The 15,410-nt window shown below is 30.4% G+C and carries 17 protein-coding genes; 10 read left to right on the top strand and 7 right to left on the bottom strand.

Annotation, left to right across the window (positions count from 1 at the left end):
* Complete coding sequence (gene recO / locus CAMP18497_RS01165; protein WP_263724357.1) at nucleotides 1–615, top strand: recombination protein RecO; 615 nt, start codon at nucleotides 1–3, stop codon at nucleotides 613–615.
* Here the strand turns inward: recO and CAMP18497_RS01160 are convergent.
* From CAMP18497_RS01160 to bamA, 7 genes are all read right to left on the bottom strand, one after another.
* Nucleotides 599–919, bottom strand: a complete 321-nt coding sequence (locus CAMP18497_RS01160; protein WP_039617382.1) for a hypothetical protein — start codon at nucleotides 917–919, stop codon at nucleotides 599–601. The genes recO and CAMP18497_RS01160 overlap by 17 nt on opposite strands.
* A 61-nt stretch (nucleotides 920–980) precedes the next feature.
* On the bottom strand, nucleotides 981–1,907 hold the full coding sequence (locus tag CAMP18497_RS01155) for a tRNA dihydrouridine synthase (protein WP_337212181.1): 927 nt from the start codon (nucleotides 1,905–1,907) through the stop codon (nucleotides 981–983).
* Nucleotides 1,904–2,887, bottom strand: a complete 984-nt coding sequence (locus CAMP18497_RS01150) for a hypothetical protein (RefSeq protein WP_337212180.1) — start codon at nucleotides 2,885–2,887, stop codon at nucleotides 1,904–1,906. The genes CAMP18497_RS01155 and CAMP18497_RS01150 overlap by 4 nt, the downstream gene beginning before the upstream one ends.
* Nucleotides 2,884–3,240: an RNA polymerase-binding protein DksA gene (dksA, locus tag CAMP18497_RS01145; RefSeq protein WP_087699412.1), complete on the bottom strand. Its 357-nt coding sequence runs from the start codon at nucleotides 3,238–3,240 to the stop codon at nucleotides 2,884–2,886. The genes CAMP18497_RS01150 and dksA overlap by 4 nt, the downstream gene beginning before the upstream one ends.
* 8 nt (nucleotides 3,241–3,248) lie before the next feature.
* On the bottom strand, nucleotides 3,249–3,704 hold the full coding sequence (locus tag CAMP18497_RS01140; RefSeq protein ID WP_263724360.1) for a 23S rRNA (pseudouridine(1915)-N(3))-methyltransferase RlmH: 456 nt from the start codon (nucleotides 3,702–3,704) through the stop codon (nucleotides 3,249–3,251).
* A gap of 3 nt (nucleotides 3,705–3,707) precedes the next feature.
* Nucleotides 3,708–4,550 (bottom strand): acetyl-CoA carboxylase, carboxyltransferase subunit beta, encoded by an 843-nt coding sequence (accD, locus tag CAMP18497_RS01135; protein WP_263674855.1) that lies wholly within the window; start codon nucleotides 4,548–4,550, stop codon nucleotides 3,708–3,710.
* Nucleotides 4,551–4,600: 50 nt separating this feature from the next.
* Complete coding sequence (gene bamA / locus CAMP18497_RS01130) at nucleotides 4,601–6,817, bottom strand: outer membrane protein assembly factor BamA (protein ID WP_337212179.1); 2,217 nt, start codon at nucleotides 6,815–6,817, stop codon at nucleotides 4,601–4,603.
* 77 nt (nucleotides 6,818–6,894) lie between these two features.
* Here bamA and CAMP18497_RS01125 point away from each other — a divergent pair, with 77 nt between their 5' ends.
* The 9 genes from CAMP18497_RS01125 to rimP all read left to right on the top strand — a co-directional run bounded on the left by CAMP18497_RS01125 (nucleotide 6,895) and on the right by rimP (nucleotide 15,073).
* Nucleotides 6,895–7,722 (top strand): prephenate dehydrogenase, encoded by an 828-nt coding sequence (locus CAMP18497_RS01125; RefSeq protein ID WP_263678038.1) that lies wholly within the window; start codon nucleotides 6,895–6,897, stop codon nucleotides 7,720–7,722.
* Between the two features lie 72 nt (nucleotides 7,723–7,794).
* Entirely contained in the window at nucleotides 7,795–9,174 is a 1,380-nt protein-coding gene (locus CAMP18497_RS01120) for a M23 family metallopeptidase (RefSeq protein ID WP_337212178.1), read from the top strand.
* A 2-nt stretch (nucleotides 9,175–9,176) separates the two neighbouring features.
* On the top strand, nucleotides 9,177–10,061 hold the full coding sequence (lpxC, locus tag CAMP18497_RS01115; protein ID WP_263726322.1) for a UDP-3-O-acyl-N-acetylglucosamine deacetylase: 885 nt from the start codon (nucleotides 9,177–9,179) through the stop codon (nucleotides 10,059–10,061).
* A 41-nt stretch (nucleotides 10,062–10,102) separates the two neighbouring features.
* Nucleotides 10,103–10,507, top strand: a complete 405-nt coding sequence (locus tag CAMP18497_RS01110; protein WP_039642498.1) for a glycoprotease — start codon at nucleotides 10,103–10,105, stop codon at nucleotides 10,505–10,507.
* Between the two features lie 8 nt (nucleotides 10,508–10,515).
* Nucleotides 10,516–11,394 (top strand): homoserine kinase, encoded by an 879-nt coding sequence (thrB, locus tag CAMP18497_RS01105; RefSeq protein ID WP_337212177.1) that lies wholly within the window; start codon nucleotides 10,516–10,518, stop codon nucleotides 11,392–11,394.
* Nucleotides 11,395–11,442: 48 nt separating this feature from the next.
* Nucleotides 11,443–11,685, top strand: coding sequence for a DUF448 domain-containing protein (locus CAMP18497_RS01100; protein ID WP_069099694.1), 243 nt, complete (start codon nucleotides 11,443–11,445; stop codon nucleotides 11,683–11,685).
* Complete coding sequence (gene infB, locus CAMP18497_RS01095; RefSeq protein WP_337212176.1) at nucleotides 11,666–14,302, top strand: translation initiation factor IF-2; 2,637 nt, start codon at nucleotides 11,666–11,668, stop codon at nucleotides 14,300–14,302. Before CAMP18497_RS01100 ends, infB begins: the two co-directional genes overlap by 20 nt.
* Nucleotides 14,299–14,661 (top strand): 30S ribosome-binding factor RbfA, encoded by a 363-nt coding sequence (rbfA, locus tag CAMP18497_RS01090; protein ID WP_039617407.1) that lies wholly within the window; start codon nucleotides 14,299–14,301, stop codon nucleotides 14,659–14,661. The genes infB and rbfA overlap by 4 nt, the downstream gene beginning before the upstream one ends.
* Nucleotides 14,651–15,073, top strand: coding sequence for a ribosome maturation factor RimP (gene rimP / locus CAMP18497_RS01085; protein WP_337212175.1), 423 nt, complete (start codon nucleotides 14,651–14,653; stop codon nucleotides 15,071–15,073). The genes rbfA and rimP overlap by 11 nt, the downstream gene beginning before the upstream one ends.
* Nucleotides 15,074–15,410 lie beyond the last annotated feature (337 nt).

Below are 15,410 nucleotides of genomic sequence, written 5' to 3'. Positions count from 1 at the left end.
ATGCAAGGTTTTATCTTACATATTCAGAGTGTAAAAGATGAGGATTTAATCGTTTATCTTTTAAGTGCTAAAAAAGTTATTAAAAGTTATAGATTTTATGGAATGAGACATTCTAATATTTTAAGTGGATATAAGATTGATTTTGAGCTTGAGGAAAGTTCGAGGTTTTTACCACGTTTAAAAGATGTTTTGCATATTGGTTTTTCTTGGATTTTAGATAGAGAGAGAATGTTTTTTTGGCAAGAGTTTATTAGGCTTTTTTATCAGCATTTAAAAGATGTTGAGGAAATTGATAGTTTTTATTTTGAGCTTTTAGAAGATTGTGCTAAACGTTTCGAAAAACAAGATTGCAAGCGTGTTATAGTAGATGCTTATTTAAAAATTTTAAATTTTGAAGGACGTTTACATAAAAGCTTTGTATGTTTTTATTGCGATGAGTATATACAAAAAAACGTTGTATTGGTAAGAGCTTTTTTACCTGCACACAAAAAATGTGCTTTTGGTTATGAGTTTAAAGCTGAAGATCTTGCAAAGTTTTATGAAAATTTTAATTCATCGCATTTTAGCGATGAATATATTGATAATTTATATAAAATCATTAAAGAGGGTTTTTAAGAGTAATATCATACATCATAATAGCCTCTTGTCTTAATTTTGCGATGATATTTGCACTATCAATATGTGTATTTTTTATAATAGCTTCCTTGCTATTTTTAATATCTTCAAGCAAATTTCCAAGTTGTTTTTGAGAACTTTGTAGGCAAGTGCTTATACATTTTGGTTGTGTTTGTTGTAAAACTTGCTCGAAATTTAAACTTTGATTGTTAAGCTTTGAAGCATGTGCTGCTAAATTGTTTGCACTTGTTCTAATGCCACCTAATGCTTTGTAAATCCCTTTTGAATTGATATGAGCTGCCATGAACCTTCCTTGTTTTATGGTATCTCTTCATTCATATTGCTTATAAATTTACAAGCAAAAATCATTCCTTATTGAAAAATTCTTGAATATATTTTCGCATAATATCTGCATCATTAATACGATTAACACAATCTCTAAAATTAGATGCATCTTCATAACCTTTAGAATATTCATGCAAGTGTTTTCTAAATATGCTTATGCCTTGTTCTTTATAGTGTTTTAGCATTTCTTCAAAATGTGCGAAAATGATTTTATTTTTCATAGCTTTTTCGATTTTTTTGCCAGTTTTTATCTCATAAAATATCCAAGGTTTTCCTATGCTTGCACGCCCTATCATCAAAGCATCACAATTTGTAATTTTAAATACTTCTTTAGCATTTTCTGCGCTAATATCACCATTTGCTACTAAAGGAATTTTGATATTTTCTTTGGCTAAAGCTATGGCTTCATAATCAGCATTTCCACTATACATTTGTTTTCTAGTGCGACCATGCATACTGATAAAATCTACTCCAGCATTTTCACACGCTTTAGCAATAGCAATAGGATCTTTTTTATCAAATCCTAATCTTACTTTGACACTAGTTAATTTTTTATTACTTGTTTTTTTGATAAGTTCTAAAATTCTTTGTAATTTATCAAGATCTTGCAAAAGAGCACTACCTGCACATTGTTTTATAACTTTATTTACAGGACAACCGCAATTAAAATCAATTCCATCTATAAAATCAAAACGATTTAGTATTTCTACCGCTTTTTGAATCACGCTCTCATCTGAGCCTGCAATTTGAACTATATAAGGATTTTCAAGTTCAGCTTTTTCTAGCATTTTAAGAGTTTTTGAGCTCTCATACACTAAAGCATTAGAACTTATCATTTCACTAATAGTTACATCAGCCCCAAATTGTTTAACTAAATTTCTTAAAGGCAAGTCTGAAAAACCTGCCATAGGGGCTAAAAATAAAGGCTTTTTACTAAAATCTATCATTGTATTAATTTTTCAAGTTCTATTTTTTTATTATGTTCTCTTAAAAAGAGCAAGAGTCTAAAGTCTTTATGCTCATTTTGATCATTTCCTAATTCATTAAGCAATTCATCATACATACCAAATTCTGCCAAAGTATAAAGATAAGCTCTTAAAGCTTGAGAATGATTATCTTTTAACTTTTTAAATAAAGCAATTAATACTTGAGGTTCTATTTTTTTACAAAGTATTTTAGCGCATTGCAAATATGACTTATCATCTAAGGTATTCATACTAAGTAAAACTTCGATTTCAGCATGATTTAATTCTAAGTTTTCTTTTTCAAATCTATTCAAAAGTAATAAAATATCATCTTGGTTTTTTTGAGTTTTTAGCGTTTTAATCTGACTATAAGGCGCATTTTCTAACACCATTTTATAAGCAAAAATTTCTAGCTCACCTGCTAAGGTATCTTTGTTTTTGATAAAAGAAAAAGCATAATTGCTATCATTTTGAAAGTGATTTTTTTCATTTAAAATAAAAATTTCATTATTTGAATCTAATTTGTATTTTTTTAATTCCACAAATTCTTTTTTATCTAAGTTTTCAAAAATATCGATAATTTCATCTATTTTAGGATTTTGAATTTTTTCTTTAAAACAAAGAGCTTGAGTGTTTTTGGCTATATTTTGAAATTCTTGAGTTTTAAATTTAACCTTACTTACTTTTTTTAAAAAAATATCAATAATAAAATTTTCATAATTTTTACTATCTTTAATTAGATTTTTATATTGTAAATGTTTTAAAAAACCATAAAAACTCATATGTGCTAATGCTAATATCATTAAAAATAAAGCAGGTAAAACAACCCATAAGCTAATAGGCAAATTTAATTCAAAAGTAGAAATTATGAAAGTGTAATTTCCTAAGTTTAGATTATAAACTAAGGCTGCAACAATTAAAAGATAAACTAAACTTGCAAAGAAAAATAATCTTATCTTCATAGCTCTTTCCTTTTTTCTAGGGTTTCACGGCAATTGATACAGTATTTTGCGTGAGGTTTTACCTTAAGTCTTTCAGGATGAATATCATCTTCACAATACTCACAAATACCATAAGTATTGTTATCTATTTTACTTAATGAATGTTTAATTTCTTCTAGCTCGGCTTTTAAATTTTCGTTGATTTTAAAGTCAATATGAGAGCTATTGTCAATTTGTTGCAAATCAACCTCATCTCTAGGTTCGCTATCTTGTAGATTATGGATATTGTTTATATTACCCTGAAGTTCTTGTAAAATTTCTTTTTGTCTTTGAAGTAATATGTTTTTAAATTCTTCAAGATTTAATTCTTGCATAAACGCTCCTATTTGTGATATGGGTGGTTTGTATTAATACAAAATGCACGATAAATTTGCTCTAAAAGCATAGTTTTGGCAAATTTATGCACTAAAGTCATTTTACTAAGAGCTATACTTGCATGCATTTGTGTAATAAATTCTTGTTCAAATCCATAAGCACCGCCTATAAAAAAAGAAATTTCATTTTTATCTTGTAATAATCTTGCAAATTCTACACTTGTAAGCTCTTTACCTTTTTCATCTAAGGCTATACAAAAACCTTTTTTATAAGGACTTAGTGCATTTGTATAAGATTTTTTTGCTTCTATGGTATTAGTGTTTTGTGCCTGATTGATTTTATTATTAAAAATACATATATCATTAAAACTGCAAAATTTTTTGATGAGCTTGATATAATGCTCATCTATCTTGCTAAATTCATCGTTATTGTTTTTTTGAATGCTTAAAAGATTGATTTGCATTTTTTAGTTTTTAGAAAAAAATCTTAAAAAGTCTGCTATAAATTTTTTATGATCACTTCTTTCTACAATCGCATCAATCAATCCATGCTCGAGTAAAAATTCAGCCTTTTGAAAGCCTTCTGGTAAATCAGCTCCTATGGTTTGTTTGATTACCCTAGCTCCTGCAAAGCCTACTAGGGCACCAGGTTCAGCTAAGATGATATCTCCAAGCCAAGCAAAAGATGCACTCACTCCACCCATAGTTGGATCGGTTAATACTGAAATATAAGGAAGTTTTTCTTCTGCTAGCAGTTTTAATGCTGCACTTGTTTTGCTCATTTGCATTAAAGAATAAGTGCTTTCTTGCATCCTAGCTCCGCCACTTGCGCTCACTATAACAACAGGAGTTTTTTTCTCAATCGCTCTTTCAATCGCTCTAAGAATTTTTTCACCTTCTACTGAGCCTAAACTTCCACCCATGAAAGAAAAATCAAAAACAACAAGTTGAGTTTTTATCCCATCTATATTACATTCGCCACTTATTATGGCGCTTTTTCTTCCTGTTTTTTCTTCGTTTTCTGCTAATCTTTTTTTATATGATTTACTATCTACAAATTTAAGCGGATCGATTGCGTGTAAGTCTTTATCCATTTCTACAAATGTACCTTCATCGCTAAGTAACTCGATGCGTTTTAAAGGATTTAATCTCATATGAAAATTACATTTAGGGCAAACATTATAACAAGTTTCTATTTCTTTATAATACATTAACGCATGACAAGAATTACATTTTACCCAGTGATTTGGAGCTTCACTTGGAGTGGCTTGTTTGCGTCTTATACTAGAAAAAATATCTAAAAAATTCATTATCTCTACCTAAAATAAAATTTCAAAATTATAGCAAGATTTTAGTATTTTTAAAATCTTGCACCCAACATAAACTCAAATTTACTTAAATCATCTTTTGAGTTAGTGTTAAATGGTTTAGCAAAAACTAAATTTAAAGCACCTAGTGGAGTTAGCCACTCAAAACCAACACCTGTACTCCATCTTTGAATTTGACTTAAAGAACTCTCACCTATGGCACCATAGTCAAAAAATACACTTCCTCTTAGTTTGATTCTATCAAAGATTGGAAAGCTAAGCTCAACAGAGTTAGCAAAAGCCACTGTACCACCTGTTTCATCACCCCACGCATTTTTAGGGCTTACACTTCTTCTATCAAAACCTCTAATAGTTCCTATACCTCCAAGATATAATTTTTCATTGATAGGTAAATAACCTTGATCCCATACCTTATAAAAACTTGCTTTATAACGATAAATCAAATCCCAACCTATAAATTCTTCCAAGCCTTGGTAATAATTAAATTTAGTAGTAGAGCTTATAAATTCTTGATCTCCACCTAAGCCTGCATATTCAAGTGAGGTTGAAGCGATAAAACCTGATCTTGGTAGATAATAATCATCTGTATTGTTAAATACTATTGAAGGTGTAATGGAGCTTTTATAAGTTTTTCCAAGTTTATATCCTTGAGCGATTAAGCGATCACTTAAATGATAAATATCACTTTGCTCAAGATTATAAGTTAAATCAACGCTTGTATATCTTCCTAAAGTTTTACCAACACTTATATCAAAACCATAGTTTCTCTCATCATAGCTATCCCATTCTAAACGATCTGAATATAATGATCCTCCAAGAGAATAATCACTATCATTTACTCTAGGATTTCTTAAAGATACTCTACCTGAAAGTGTATCATCGCCTTTGTCTATACTTACACTTCCTTTCATACCAGAGCCTAAGATATTTGCATCAGATAATGAAGCACTAAGTAAAATTCCATCACTAGTCCCATAACCAATACCACCTGAGATGGCCCCAGTTGAAGCTTCTTTGACTTCTACTATCAAATCAATATGCGTATCATCTACTCTTTGTTCTTTAATATCTACATTTTCAAAATACGCAGTTCTTCTTAGAGCATTTCTTGAGTCCATTAAATCAGTTCTATTATAAAGATTACCTTCGGTTAGATAAAGCTCTCTACGAACAACCCTATCAACTGTTTTGGTGTTACCTGAGATGATGACATCTCTTATATATACTTTTTCATTTGGTATGACTTTAAAAATAATCATAGCTTCATGATTTTCTTTATCTTTTTGTATATCAGGTATAACTTGTACAAAAGCATAGCCTAAATCTGCTGTTTTAGTTTCTATAGTCTTTATATCTTCTCTTAGTTTTTCTATATTAACTATTTTTCCAACACTTAATTTTAAATCATTTGCTAAAGCTTCATTTTCTTCATCACTAAAAATAGGATTAAAAATTTTAATCCCTTTAACTTTATAAACCTCACCCTCGTTGATAAAATAAGTCAAATCAGCTTGATAAGTATCTGTGTAAGTATTTAAAAAAGCAGGAGATACGCTCACATCAAGATATCCTTCTTTTAAATATACATCTGAAATTCTTGAGCTGTCATTTGCTAAATCAAAGATTTTAAGCTTACCATCATTAAAACCCCACATCCAACCCAAAGCTTCTCTTTGTTTATTTGCTACTGCAGGTTCAATATCTGAATAGCTTAAATTTTTTGCACCGCTTAAATGCACTTTTTCTATGATGATATTTTCTCCACGATTTACAACAAAAGTAAGTTTCAATGAGCTTGAATTACTTAATTTTTCATCTTTGATTTCTACAACAGTGTCATAAAAACCTTTGGCTTGATAAAAAAGCTTGATTTTTTCAGCAGCATCTTTAGCTGAATTTTCATCATATAAAATTCCAGGTTTTAAACCAACAAGGCTTTCTATTTGTTTTCTATCGTTACTTGCTATACCTTGAATATCTATTTTTCCAATGGAAGGTTTTTCTATTACTTTAAAAGTTAGCACCCCATTTTTTTCTTCTACCACTATATCTTTAAAATAATTTCTATCAAAAAGGTTTTTAATTGCTGTATCTATACTAGCAGGATTAATTTTTTGTCCTATTTTTAATTTAGAAATCGCAATAGCACTTTCTTTAGAAAGTTGCGATAAGCCTTCAAATTTGATATCTTTAATCGTAGCTGCACATAAAGAACTTGAGAGTGCAAAGAAAATAAACCATTTTTTCATCATTTTACCTAAATTTTTATATACAAAATCGTTATAATACCAAAATATTTTTAACTAATGCTTTTTAAGGAAAATTTATGAAAGTAGGTATAGTCGGACTTGGCTTAATAGGCGGATCTTTAGGTCTTAGTTTAAGAGAGAATAAATTAATAGATTTAGTTTGTGGGTATGATATAAACAAAGAATTTGAGCAGATTGCGCTAGATAGAAAGTTAATAGATAAAATTGTTTCATTTGAAGAGTTGAAAAAATGTGATGTGATTTTTTTAGCTATTCCTGTAAGAGCTATTGTAAAAATCTTAAAAGAATTTCAAGGTATTTCTAAAGATTGTACTATCATTGAGCTTGGAAGTACAAAAGAAGAAATTATTAAAAATTTACCTTCTTATTTGAAAAGTCAATTTATCGCAGCTCATCCTATGGCAGGAACTGAAAATAGTGGTCCAAATGCAGCTATAAAAGATTTATATAAAAATGCAGTTTGTGTTTTGTGTGATGTGCAAAATGCTGATCATATTCATCAAAAAAGAGCTATAGAAATTTTTTCAGATTTAGGAATGAAGCTTGTATTTATGGATAGTATCGCACATGATCATCATGCTTCTATCATTTCACACTTACCGCATGTGATTAGTTTTTCTTTGGCAAATTTTGTAATGAAAGAAGAAAACAAAAAAAACATAGCCCACCTAGGTGGTCCTTCTTTTAAAGATATGTGTAGGATTGCCAAATCAAACCCTCAAATGTGGAGTGGTATTTTTGAGCAAAATAAACAAAATTTATTAAATTCTATTGATTTATTTCAAAAAGAATTACAAGAGTGTAAAAAAATGATAGAAAAATGTGATATAAATGAGCTTGAAACTTGGATTAAAAGTGCAAATAAATTAAGAGAAATTCTATAAAATTCTTTATAATTTACTCTTAATTTGCTAAAGAATAATATATTTTTAAAAAAATAGCTTGAAAGTGAAAATATGGTTTTTGCGCGTAAAAGATCAAATAAAAAATGGATTTTTGTAGTTTTTTTAATACTTTTAGCCTTTGTGGTATTTGTTTTAAATACAAAGTTGTTTGAAAAAAATCCTCCATTGATTCAAACAAAATCAGATGTAATTTATAGTAATCTAACAGATCCTATATCTATAGAAATAAGCGATGAAAGTGCTTTAAAAGATGTTAAAGTCACACTATTTAAAGCAAATGAATTAAATGGCGAAATACTTGTAAATGAGCATGTTAAAGGCAATAAAAAAAGCATTCATTTTGATTTAAAATTACCAAAACCAGCTTATAAAGAAAAAGTCGATTCATATAAACTTGTAATAGAAGCAAGTGATAGTAGTTTTTGGAATTTCTTTTTAGGAAATCAAGCGCTTAAAGAAGTGAAAGTTATCATTGATACCAAAAAACCACTTGTAGAAATTTTAGATAATTCTTACCAAATCGAGCAAGGCGGAGTAGGTAGTGTGGTATTTAAAGCAAGTGATGAGAATTTACAAGAAGTTTATATTACAACTGATAAAGACAAAATTTTTAAAGCAACTCCTTTTGTAAAAGAAGGATATTATGCTGCTTTGATTCCTTGGGAGGCTACTGATGAGCACTTTAGAGTTTATGTAGTGGCAGTAGATAAAGCAGGTAATGTAAACAAACAAAGAATTAGATATTATTTTACTAATAAAAAATACCGTGTATCAAATATAAAAGTAAGTGATAGATTTTTAGATGGTAAGATCGAATTTTTAGCACAAAAATATGCTCCAAAAGATAGAGAATTAAGCAGGCTTGAAAAATTTAAATTTGTGAATGAAGATTTAAGAGCTTCTAATGAAGTTATCATTCATGATATTACAAGTAAAGTTCCTGACACTATGATTAATAATTTTAAAGTTAATCTTTTCAAGCCTTTAAAAAATGGCCAAAAAGTAGCTGATTATGCTGATCATAGATTTTATTCTTATAATAATCAAGCATTTAGTAGCTCTTATCATATGGGGCTTGATTTAGCAAGCGTAAAAGAAGCGCCTATCGTTAGCAATAACGATGGTGAAGTGGTATTTGTGCAAGAAAATGGAATTTATGGATTAAATATTATTGTTTATCATGGTTTTGGTATTTATACTCTTTATGGACACTGCACTAATGTGGATGTAAATGTAGGAGATAGAGTTAGAGCAGGTGATGTTATAGGTACTACAGGTACCACAGGTTTAGCACTTGGAGATCATGTGCATTTTGGTGTTTTAGTACAAGGAGTTGAAGTGCGTCCTGAGCAATGGCAAGATGCAAAATGGATAAAAGAAAATATCTATAATGTGTTAGAGTCAAGCAAAAAAAGAATTTTGAGTGAATAAAAATGAATCAAACAACAATAGCAAAAGAAGTTAAAGGTGTTGGCATAGGTTTGCACAAGGGTGAGCCTATTAGTATAAAATTAGAGCCATTAGAAGCTGGCAGTGGTATAGTGTTTTATAGAAGTGATTTGGGAATTTCTTATGAAGCAAAGCCTGAAAATGTCATCGATACGCAAATGGCTACTGTAATAGGTGATCATAGAGGTTATGTTTCTACTATAGAGCATTTAATGAGCGCGATTAATGCTTATGGTATTGACAATGTGCGCATAGTTTTAGATGCTAATGAAGCTCCTGTAATGGATGGTAGTAGCATAGGTTTTTGTATGATGCTTGAAGAAGCAGGTATAAAAGAACTTGACGCGGTAAAAAAAATTTTAGTGATTAAAAAAAGTGTGGAAGTAAAAGAAGGTAATAAATTTGTACGTTTAAGCCCTACGGATATGCCTATTATAAACTATACAATCGAATTTGATAATCCTATTATAGGTAAGCAAAATTATTGTTTTGAATTTAGTAAACAAAACTACATAGAGCAAATAGCAAGAGCAAGAACCTTTGGCTTTTTAAAGGATGTTCAAGCTTTAAGAGCTATGAATTTAGGTCTTGGTGGAAGCTTAGAAAATGCTGTTGTGATTGATGATAATCGTATTTTAAACCCTGAAGGTTTGCGTTTTAAAGATGAATTTGTGCGCCATAAAATTTTAGATGCTATCGGGGATTTAACCTTGCTTGGATGTAGGGTTTTTGGAGATTATACTTCTTATGCAGGTTCGCACAAACTTAATCATCTTTTAACCAAAGAACTTTTAAAAGATCCTAGTGCCTATGAAGTAGTAAGTTTAGAAAAAAGTGCATATAAAGTTTATGAAAAGGTTTTTGCATAAAAAAGGTTACTTTACTTTTAAATGCCATAGCAAAACCTTTGATGCTTGGTATTTATGAAAATGATGTATTGATAAAAACCATTGAGAATGATTTAAAAGTTAGTGAAGTTTTGCCAAAAATATTGCAAGATTTACTTTCACAATATGAGTTTGAAAAGCTTATTTATGTGCATGGACCAGGCTCTTATATGGGTATAAAAATTTCTTATGTTTCTTTTAAAACCCTAGCTATAGTTAAAAATATACCTTTAAAAGCTATTAGTGCTTTTGAGCTAAATAATAACGCTCCTATAGCCGCTAATAAGCATTTGTGTTTTGTAAAAAAAGATGATGAAATTATTTTAGAAAAGACACAAGCGGGAAGTTTTTTTATGCCCCAAAGTTTAAAAGGTTTAAATTTCAGCAAAGAAAATACACCTTTTTATGTTTTAGATGCGATTAATTAAGGTAAAAAATGAAGATTTTAGTTCCTGCAACAAGTGCAAATTTAGGTCCTGGTTTTGATTGTTTGGGTTTGAGTTTGAAATATTTTAATCAAACTATAGTTGAAAAATCTAAATTTTTTAGCATTAGCATACATGGAGAAGGTGAAAATAATATCTATCTTAAAAAAAATAATACCTTTGTTAATATTTTTTATGAAATTTATCAAAGACTTAGTGGTAAAAAAGATAATTTCCGCTTTATTTTTCAAAATAATATCCCTTTAGCTAGAGGTATGGGAAGTTCTTCTGCTGTGATAGTTGGAGCCATTGCTTGTGCTTATGAATTAAGTGGGTTTAAAGCGGATAAAAATATCATTTTAAATGAAGCTTTAAAATATGAAAACCATCCAGATAACATAGCTCCAGCAGCACTTGGGGGTTTTGTGTGTGCATTAACTCATAATGAAAAAGTTTTAGCTATAAAAAAAGAAGTGGACAAAGACTTACAAGCTATTATAACCATACCAAATGTAGCGATGAATACTCAAAAATCAAGAGCAGTTTTAGCTAAAAAAATCAACCTAGAAGAGGGTGTTTTTAATCTTTGCCATGCTTCATTTTTAACTGCTTGTTTTTTAGAGAAAAAATATGATTTATTAAAATATGCAAGTTTGGATAAACTTCATCAAAATCAAAGAATGAAGCTTTTGCCAGAACTTTTTGAGGTGCAAAAACTAGCTTTAGATAATAATGCTCTCATGAGTACGCTTTCAGGATCAGGTTCGAGTTTTTTTACTCTAGCTTATAAAGATGATGCTAAAAAAATCAAAGAAAAAATCAAAAATAAATTTGCTAAATTTAGAGTTGAACTTTTAGAATTTGATGATGAGGGCTTTAAAATTTGCTAAAAATTCCAAAAAAAAGATATAATTTTGAAAAATCATATACCCATTAGAATGTGCATTGTTTGCAAAGGCCGTTATGAAAAGCAAAGTTTGCATCAATTCCAAATAAAAAATTCTCAAATTATCACTAAAGTGGAATTTGGCAGGAGTTTATATATTTGTAATTCATGTTTTGATAAAGATGAAAAAACATTGCAAAGGGCTTTTATGAGAGCTTGCAAAGGCAATTTTCATGGTAATATAAATCAGCAGGATTTAAAGGAGATATTTTTTAATGGCAGATGTAAAGATTAGCGAGATCGCTCAAGAGTTAGGATATACAAGTAAAGAAATTATAGAAAAAGCTAATGAAATGGGCTTAGAAGATATCAAATCCCCTAACAAAAAAGTATCTTCTGAAATCGCAGAAGCGATTTATCAATACGTTCAATCTGGTGAAATACTAGATGTGGTAAAAAAAGTAGCCAAACCTAAAAAAGAAAGTACGGCAAAAAAAACTACAACTAAAAAAGAAGAAAGCAAAAAAGAAGAGAAAAAAACTACTACTAAAAAAGAAAGTAAAAGCCCTACTAAAGCAGTAAGTGAAAAAAAAGATGAAATAAAAAAAGAAGAAAAACAACCTGAAAATCCTATAAAAAATGAAGTATTAGAAGAGAAAAAAGAAGAAATTAAACTCGATGAAAAGCTAGGTTCTAATTTAAATTTAGCCAAAAGAAGAGGCTTAGTTATCGTTAAAAAGAAAAAAGAAGAAAACAAAGAAACTCAAATAAATAAAGAAGAAAAAGCTAGTACACAAGCTACTCAAGGTCTAAGCCTTAGCATGATTTTTTCTAATTCAGATGAGAATTTAAAAAGAAAGAAAAAAGAAAAGAAAAATCATCCTGTAGCAAGCAAAAAAGAAAGCACTACTAAAATGGATCTTTTAGGAGATAAAGACTTTGCTGATATTTCTTTAGAAGATGATGATATGGTAGTTTTACCTGATTTTAGTGTAAAAGAAAACAAACCAGCACAACCAGCAAACAAAAAACAACCAAATATCTTAAAGCAATCTTTAAATAATTCTATCAATCCATTTGGCGAGGGTGGTATACAAAGAAGAAGTCGTAAAAAACCACCTAAAAAGGTAGAGAAAAAAGAAAGCGAAGCAATCACAAGTGTAAGCATACCTAAAGAAATTCGTGTGTATGAATTTGCTGAAAAACTTGGTAAAAACACCGGAGAAGTTATCTCTAAGCTTTTCATGCTTGGTATGATGACGACTAAAAATGATTTTTTAGATGAGGATGCTATTGAAATTCTTGCAGCTGAATTTGGAGTGGAGATTAATATCATCGATGAGGCTGATGAGTTTGATTATGTAAAAGATTATGATGAAAATCAAACAGAAGAAAATTTAAGCCAAAGAGCTCCGGTTATCACTATCATGGGGCATGTGGATCATGGTAAGACTTCTTTGCTTGATTATATAAGAAAATCACGTATTGCAAGTGGCGAAGCAGGCGGGATCACTCAGCATGTTGGTGCTTATATGGTGGAAAAAAATGGTAGAAAAATCACTTTTATTGATACTCCAGGCCATGAGGCATTTACTGCTATGCGTGCAAGGGGAGCTAGTATAACGGATATTGTTATTATCGTAGTAGCTGCAGATGATGGGGTAAAACCACAAACTAAAGAAGCGATTAATCATGCAAAAGCAGCTAATGTGCCTATTATCATCGCTATTAATAAAATGGATAAAGAAAACGCAAATCCTGACATGGTAAAAACCCAACTAGCAGAAATGGACATCATGCCAGTAGAATGGGGTGGAAGCCATGAGTTTGTGCCAGTTTCAGCTAAAAAGGGTGATGGTATAGAGGATTTACTTGAAATTGTATTGTTACAAGCTGATATTTTAGAGCTTAAAGCAAATCCAAAAGCCCATGCTAAAGCAAGTATTATAGAATCTTCAGTGCAAAAAGGTAGAGGTCCTGTGGCTACTATCATCGTGCAAAATGGTACTTTAAGAGTAGGAAATACAGTCGTAGCAGGGGAAGCTTATGGTAAAGTGCGTGCTATGAGCGATGATCAAGGCAAAGCTTTAAAAGAAATAGGTCCAGGTGAGTGCGGGGTGATCATAGGTCTTAGTGAAGTAGCCGATGCGGGAGAAACGCTAATAGCCGTAGATAGTGATAAACAAGCAAGAGAATATGCTAATAAACGCCATGAATATAACCGCCAAAAAGAATTAAGTAAATCCACTAAAGTAAGTATAGATGAGCTTGGTGCAAAAATCAAAGAAGGCAATTTAAAAGCCTTACCTGTGATTTTAAAAGCAGATGTGCAAGGTTCACTTGAAGCGATTAAGGCTAGTTTAGAAAAACTCAAAAACGATGAGATTAAGGTTAATATCATCCATAGTGGGGTAGGTGGGATTACTCAAAGTGATATAGAGCTTGCAAGTGCTAGTGAAAACTCTATCGTTTTAGGTTTTAATATACGCCCAACTGGTGAGATCAAAGAACGCGCTAAAGATAAAGGTGTAGAGATAAAAACTTATAATGTTATTTACAATTTGCTTGATGATGTAAAAGCCTTACTAGGTGGTATGATGAGTCCTATCATCTCTGAAGAGCAACTTGGTCAAGCTGAAATTCGCCAAGTGATCAATGTACCAAAACTAGGCCAAATCGCAGGTTGTATGGTGACAGAAGGCACGATCAATCGTGGCGCGAAAATCAGGCTCATTAGAGATGGGGTTGTGGTATTTGAAGGTAATGTAAGCTCACTCAAACGCTTTAAAGATGATGTAAGAGAAGTTGCAAAAGGCTATGAATGCGGTGTAGGCATAGAAGGTTGTAATGATATGAGAGTGGGCGATTATATAGAAAGCTACAAAGAAGTTGAGGAACAAGTAAGCCTATGAACCCAGCTGAAATCAAAAAGCTACGCACAGAAAGCATTTTAAAAGAACTCATACCAGAAGCTTTAGCAAATTTAGATAACGAAGCTTTAAAAAACTTGTGTGTGGTGGATGTGGAGTGTAAAAAAGGCAGATATGATGCTTTTGTGTATTTAGATAAAATGTTTTTTAATACCCAAGAGCAAGAAATCATACTCAATCAACTTAAAAAAGCCGCCCGCGCTTTGCAAAATTATTGCATGAGTGAGCAAGGGTGGTATAGATGTCCGAATTTTCACTTTAAATTTGATGATAGATTGGAGTATCAAAATCATATGGATGCTTTATTTGAAAAAATCAAAAAGGAACAAAATGAATCTTGAAGCACTTTGTAAAGAAGCAGGGCTTAGCTTTTATGATGATGAGCTAACAAGTGAAAATGGTAGAAAGATTTATAGAATTTATGTGCAAAAAGAAGGTGGGGTAAATCTTGATGATTGTGCTAGACTTAGTGAGATTTTATCGCCTATTTTTGATGTAGAGCCACTTGTGAGCGGGGAGTATTTTTTAGAAGTATCAAGCTGTGGGCTTGAGAGAAAACTTAGCAAAATCGAGCATTTTGCAAAAAGTATTAATGAGCTTGTAAAAATCACAACTAGTGAAAAAGAAAAAATCGAAGCAAAAATCATCGCCGTAGATGATGAAAATATCACTTTAGAAAATTTAGAAACTCAAGAAAAAACTACTTTAAATTTTAGCGACATAAGAAAAGCTAAAACCTTCATACAATGGTAAAAATTTAGAAATATAAATTTTTACTTATCTTTTGTATAATTGAATTTAAACATAAAAACAAAAAGCTATAAAAATTTTATATTTGCAGATTAAAGGGAAATAGCATGAATATTGTTGAATTTCACTTTTTAAGTGGAAATAAAATACAAGTACAAATACCACAACCCAAACGAGAAAATTTTTAGGATATTTTTTGAAAAAAAGCAAAAATACAACAAATGTATTAAAGCCTTACAAATATCAATAAATTGGATTTTAAATTATGAACTAAATTTTCAAGACGATTTGATTGTTATGAGAATTTGTTTTTAGTATGAATTTTATTCTTTCTTAAAGT

The sequence above is a fragment of the Campylobacter sp. W0066.1 genome, assembly GCF_024723635.1.
Taxonomy (GTDB): Bacteria; Campylobacterota; Campylobacteria; order Campylobacterales; family Campylobacteraceae; genus Campylobacter_D; species Campylobacter_D lari_C.
The sequence above is the reverse complement of the archived record's forward strand: the minus strand, read 5'-3'. Positions and strand labels throughout refer to the sequence as shown.

Excerpts from the sequence above, each read along its gene's own strand:
- CAMP18497_RS01125 (WP_263678038.1), top strand. The coding sequence starts at position 6,895 with ATGAAAGTAGGTATAGTCGGACTTGGCTTAATAGGCGGATCTTTAGGT.
- rbfA (WP_039617407.1), top strand. The coding sequence starts at position 14,299 with ATGAACCCAGCTGAAATCAAAAAGCTACGCACAGAAAGCATTTTAAAA.
- infB (WP_337212176.1), top strand. The coding sequence starts at position 11,666 with ATGGCAGATGTAAAGATTAGCGAGATCGCTCAAGAGTTAGGATATACA.
- recO (WP_263724357.1), top strand. The coding sequence starts at position 1 with ATGCAAGGTTTTATCTTACATATTCAGAGTGTAAAAGATGAGGATTTA.
- CAMP18497_RS01155 (WP_337212181.1), bottom strand. The coding sequence starts at position 1,907 with ATGATAGATTTTAGTAAAAAGCCTTTATTTTTAGCCCCTATGGCAGGT.
- thrB (WP_337212177.1), top strand. The coding sequence starts at position 10,516 with ATGAAGATTTTAGTTCCTGCAACAAGTGCAAATTTAGGTCCTGGTTTT.
- CAMP18497_RS01160 (WP_039617382.1), bottom strand. The coding sequence starts at position 919 with ATGGCAGCTCATATCAATTCAAAAGGGATTTACAAAGCATTAGGTGGC.
- bamA (WP_337212179.1), bottom strand. The coding sequence starts at position 6,817 with ATGAAAAAATGGTTTATTTTCTTTGCACTCTCAAGTTCTTTATGTGCA.
- CAMP18497_RS01100 (WP_069099694.1), top strand. The coding sequence starts at position 11,443 with ATGTGCATTGTTTGCAAAGGCCGTTATGAAAAGCAAAGTTTGCATCAA.
- lpxC (WP_263726322.1), top strand. The coding sequence starts at position 9,177 with ATGAATCAAACAACAATAGCAAAAGAAGTTAAAGGTGTTGGCATAGGT.
- CAMP18497_RS01110 (WP_039642498.1), top strand. The coding sequence starts at position 10,103 with ATGCTTGGTATTTATGAAAATGATGTATTGATAAAAACCATTGAGAAT.
- CAMP18497_RS01150 (WP_337212180.1), bottom strand. The coding sequence starts at position 2,887 with ATGAAGATAAGATTATTTTTCTTTGCAAGTTTAGTTTATCTTTTAATT.
- rimP (WP_337212175.1), top strand. The coding sequence starts at position 14,651 with ATGAATCTTGAAGCACTTTGTAAAGAAGCAGGGCTTAGCTTTTATGAT.
- accD (WP_263674855.1), bottom strand. The coding sequence starts at position 4,550 with ATGAATTTTTTAGATATTTTTTCTAGTATAAGACGCAAACAAGCCACT.
- CAMP18497_RS01120 (WP_337212178.1), top strand. The coding sequence starts at position 7,795 with ATGGTTTTTGCGCGTAAAAGATCAAATAAAAAATGGATTTTTGTAGTT.
- dksA (WP_087699412.1), bottom strand. The coding sequence starts at position 3,240 with ATGCAAGAATTAAATCTTGAAGAATTTAAAAACATATTACTTCAAAGA.
- CAMP18497_RS01140 (WP_263724360.1), bottom strand. The coding sequence starts at position 3,704 with ATGCAAATCAATCTTTTAAGCATTCAAAAAAACAATAACGATGAATTT.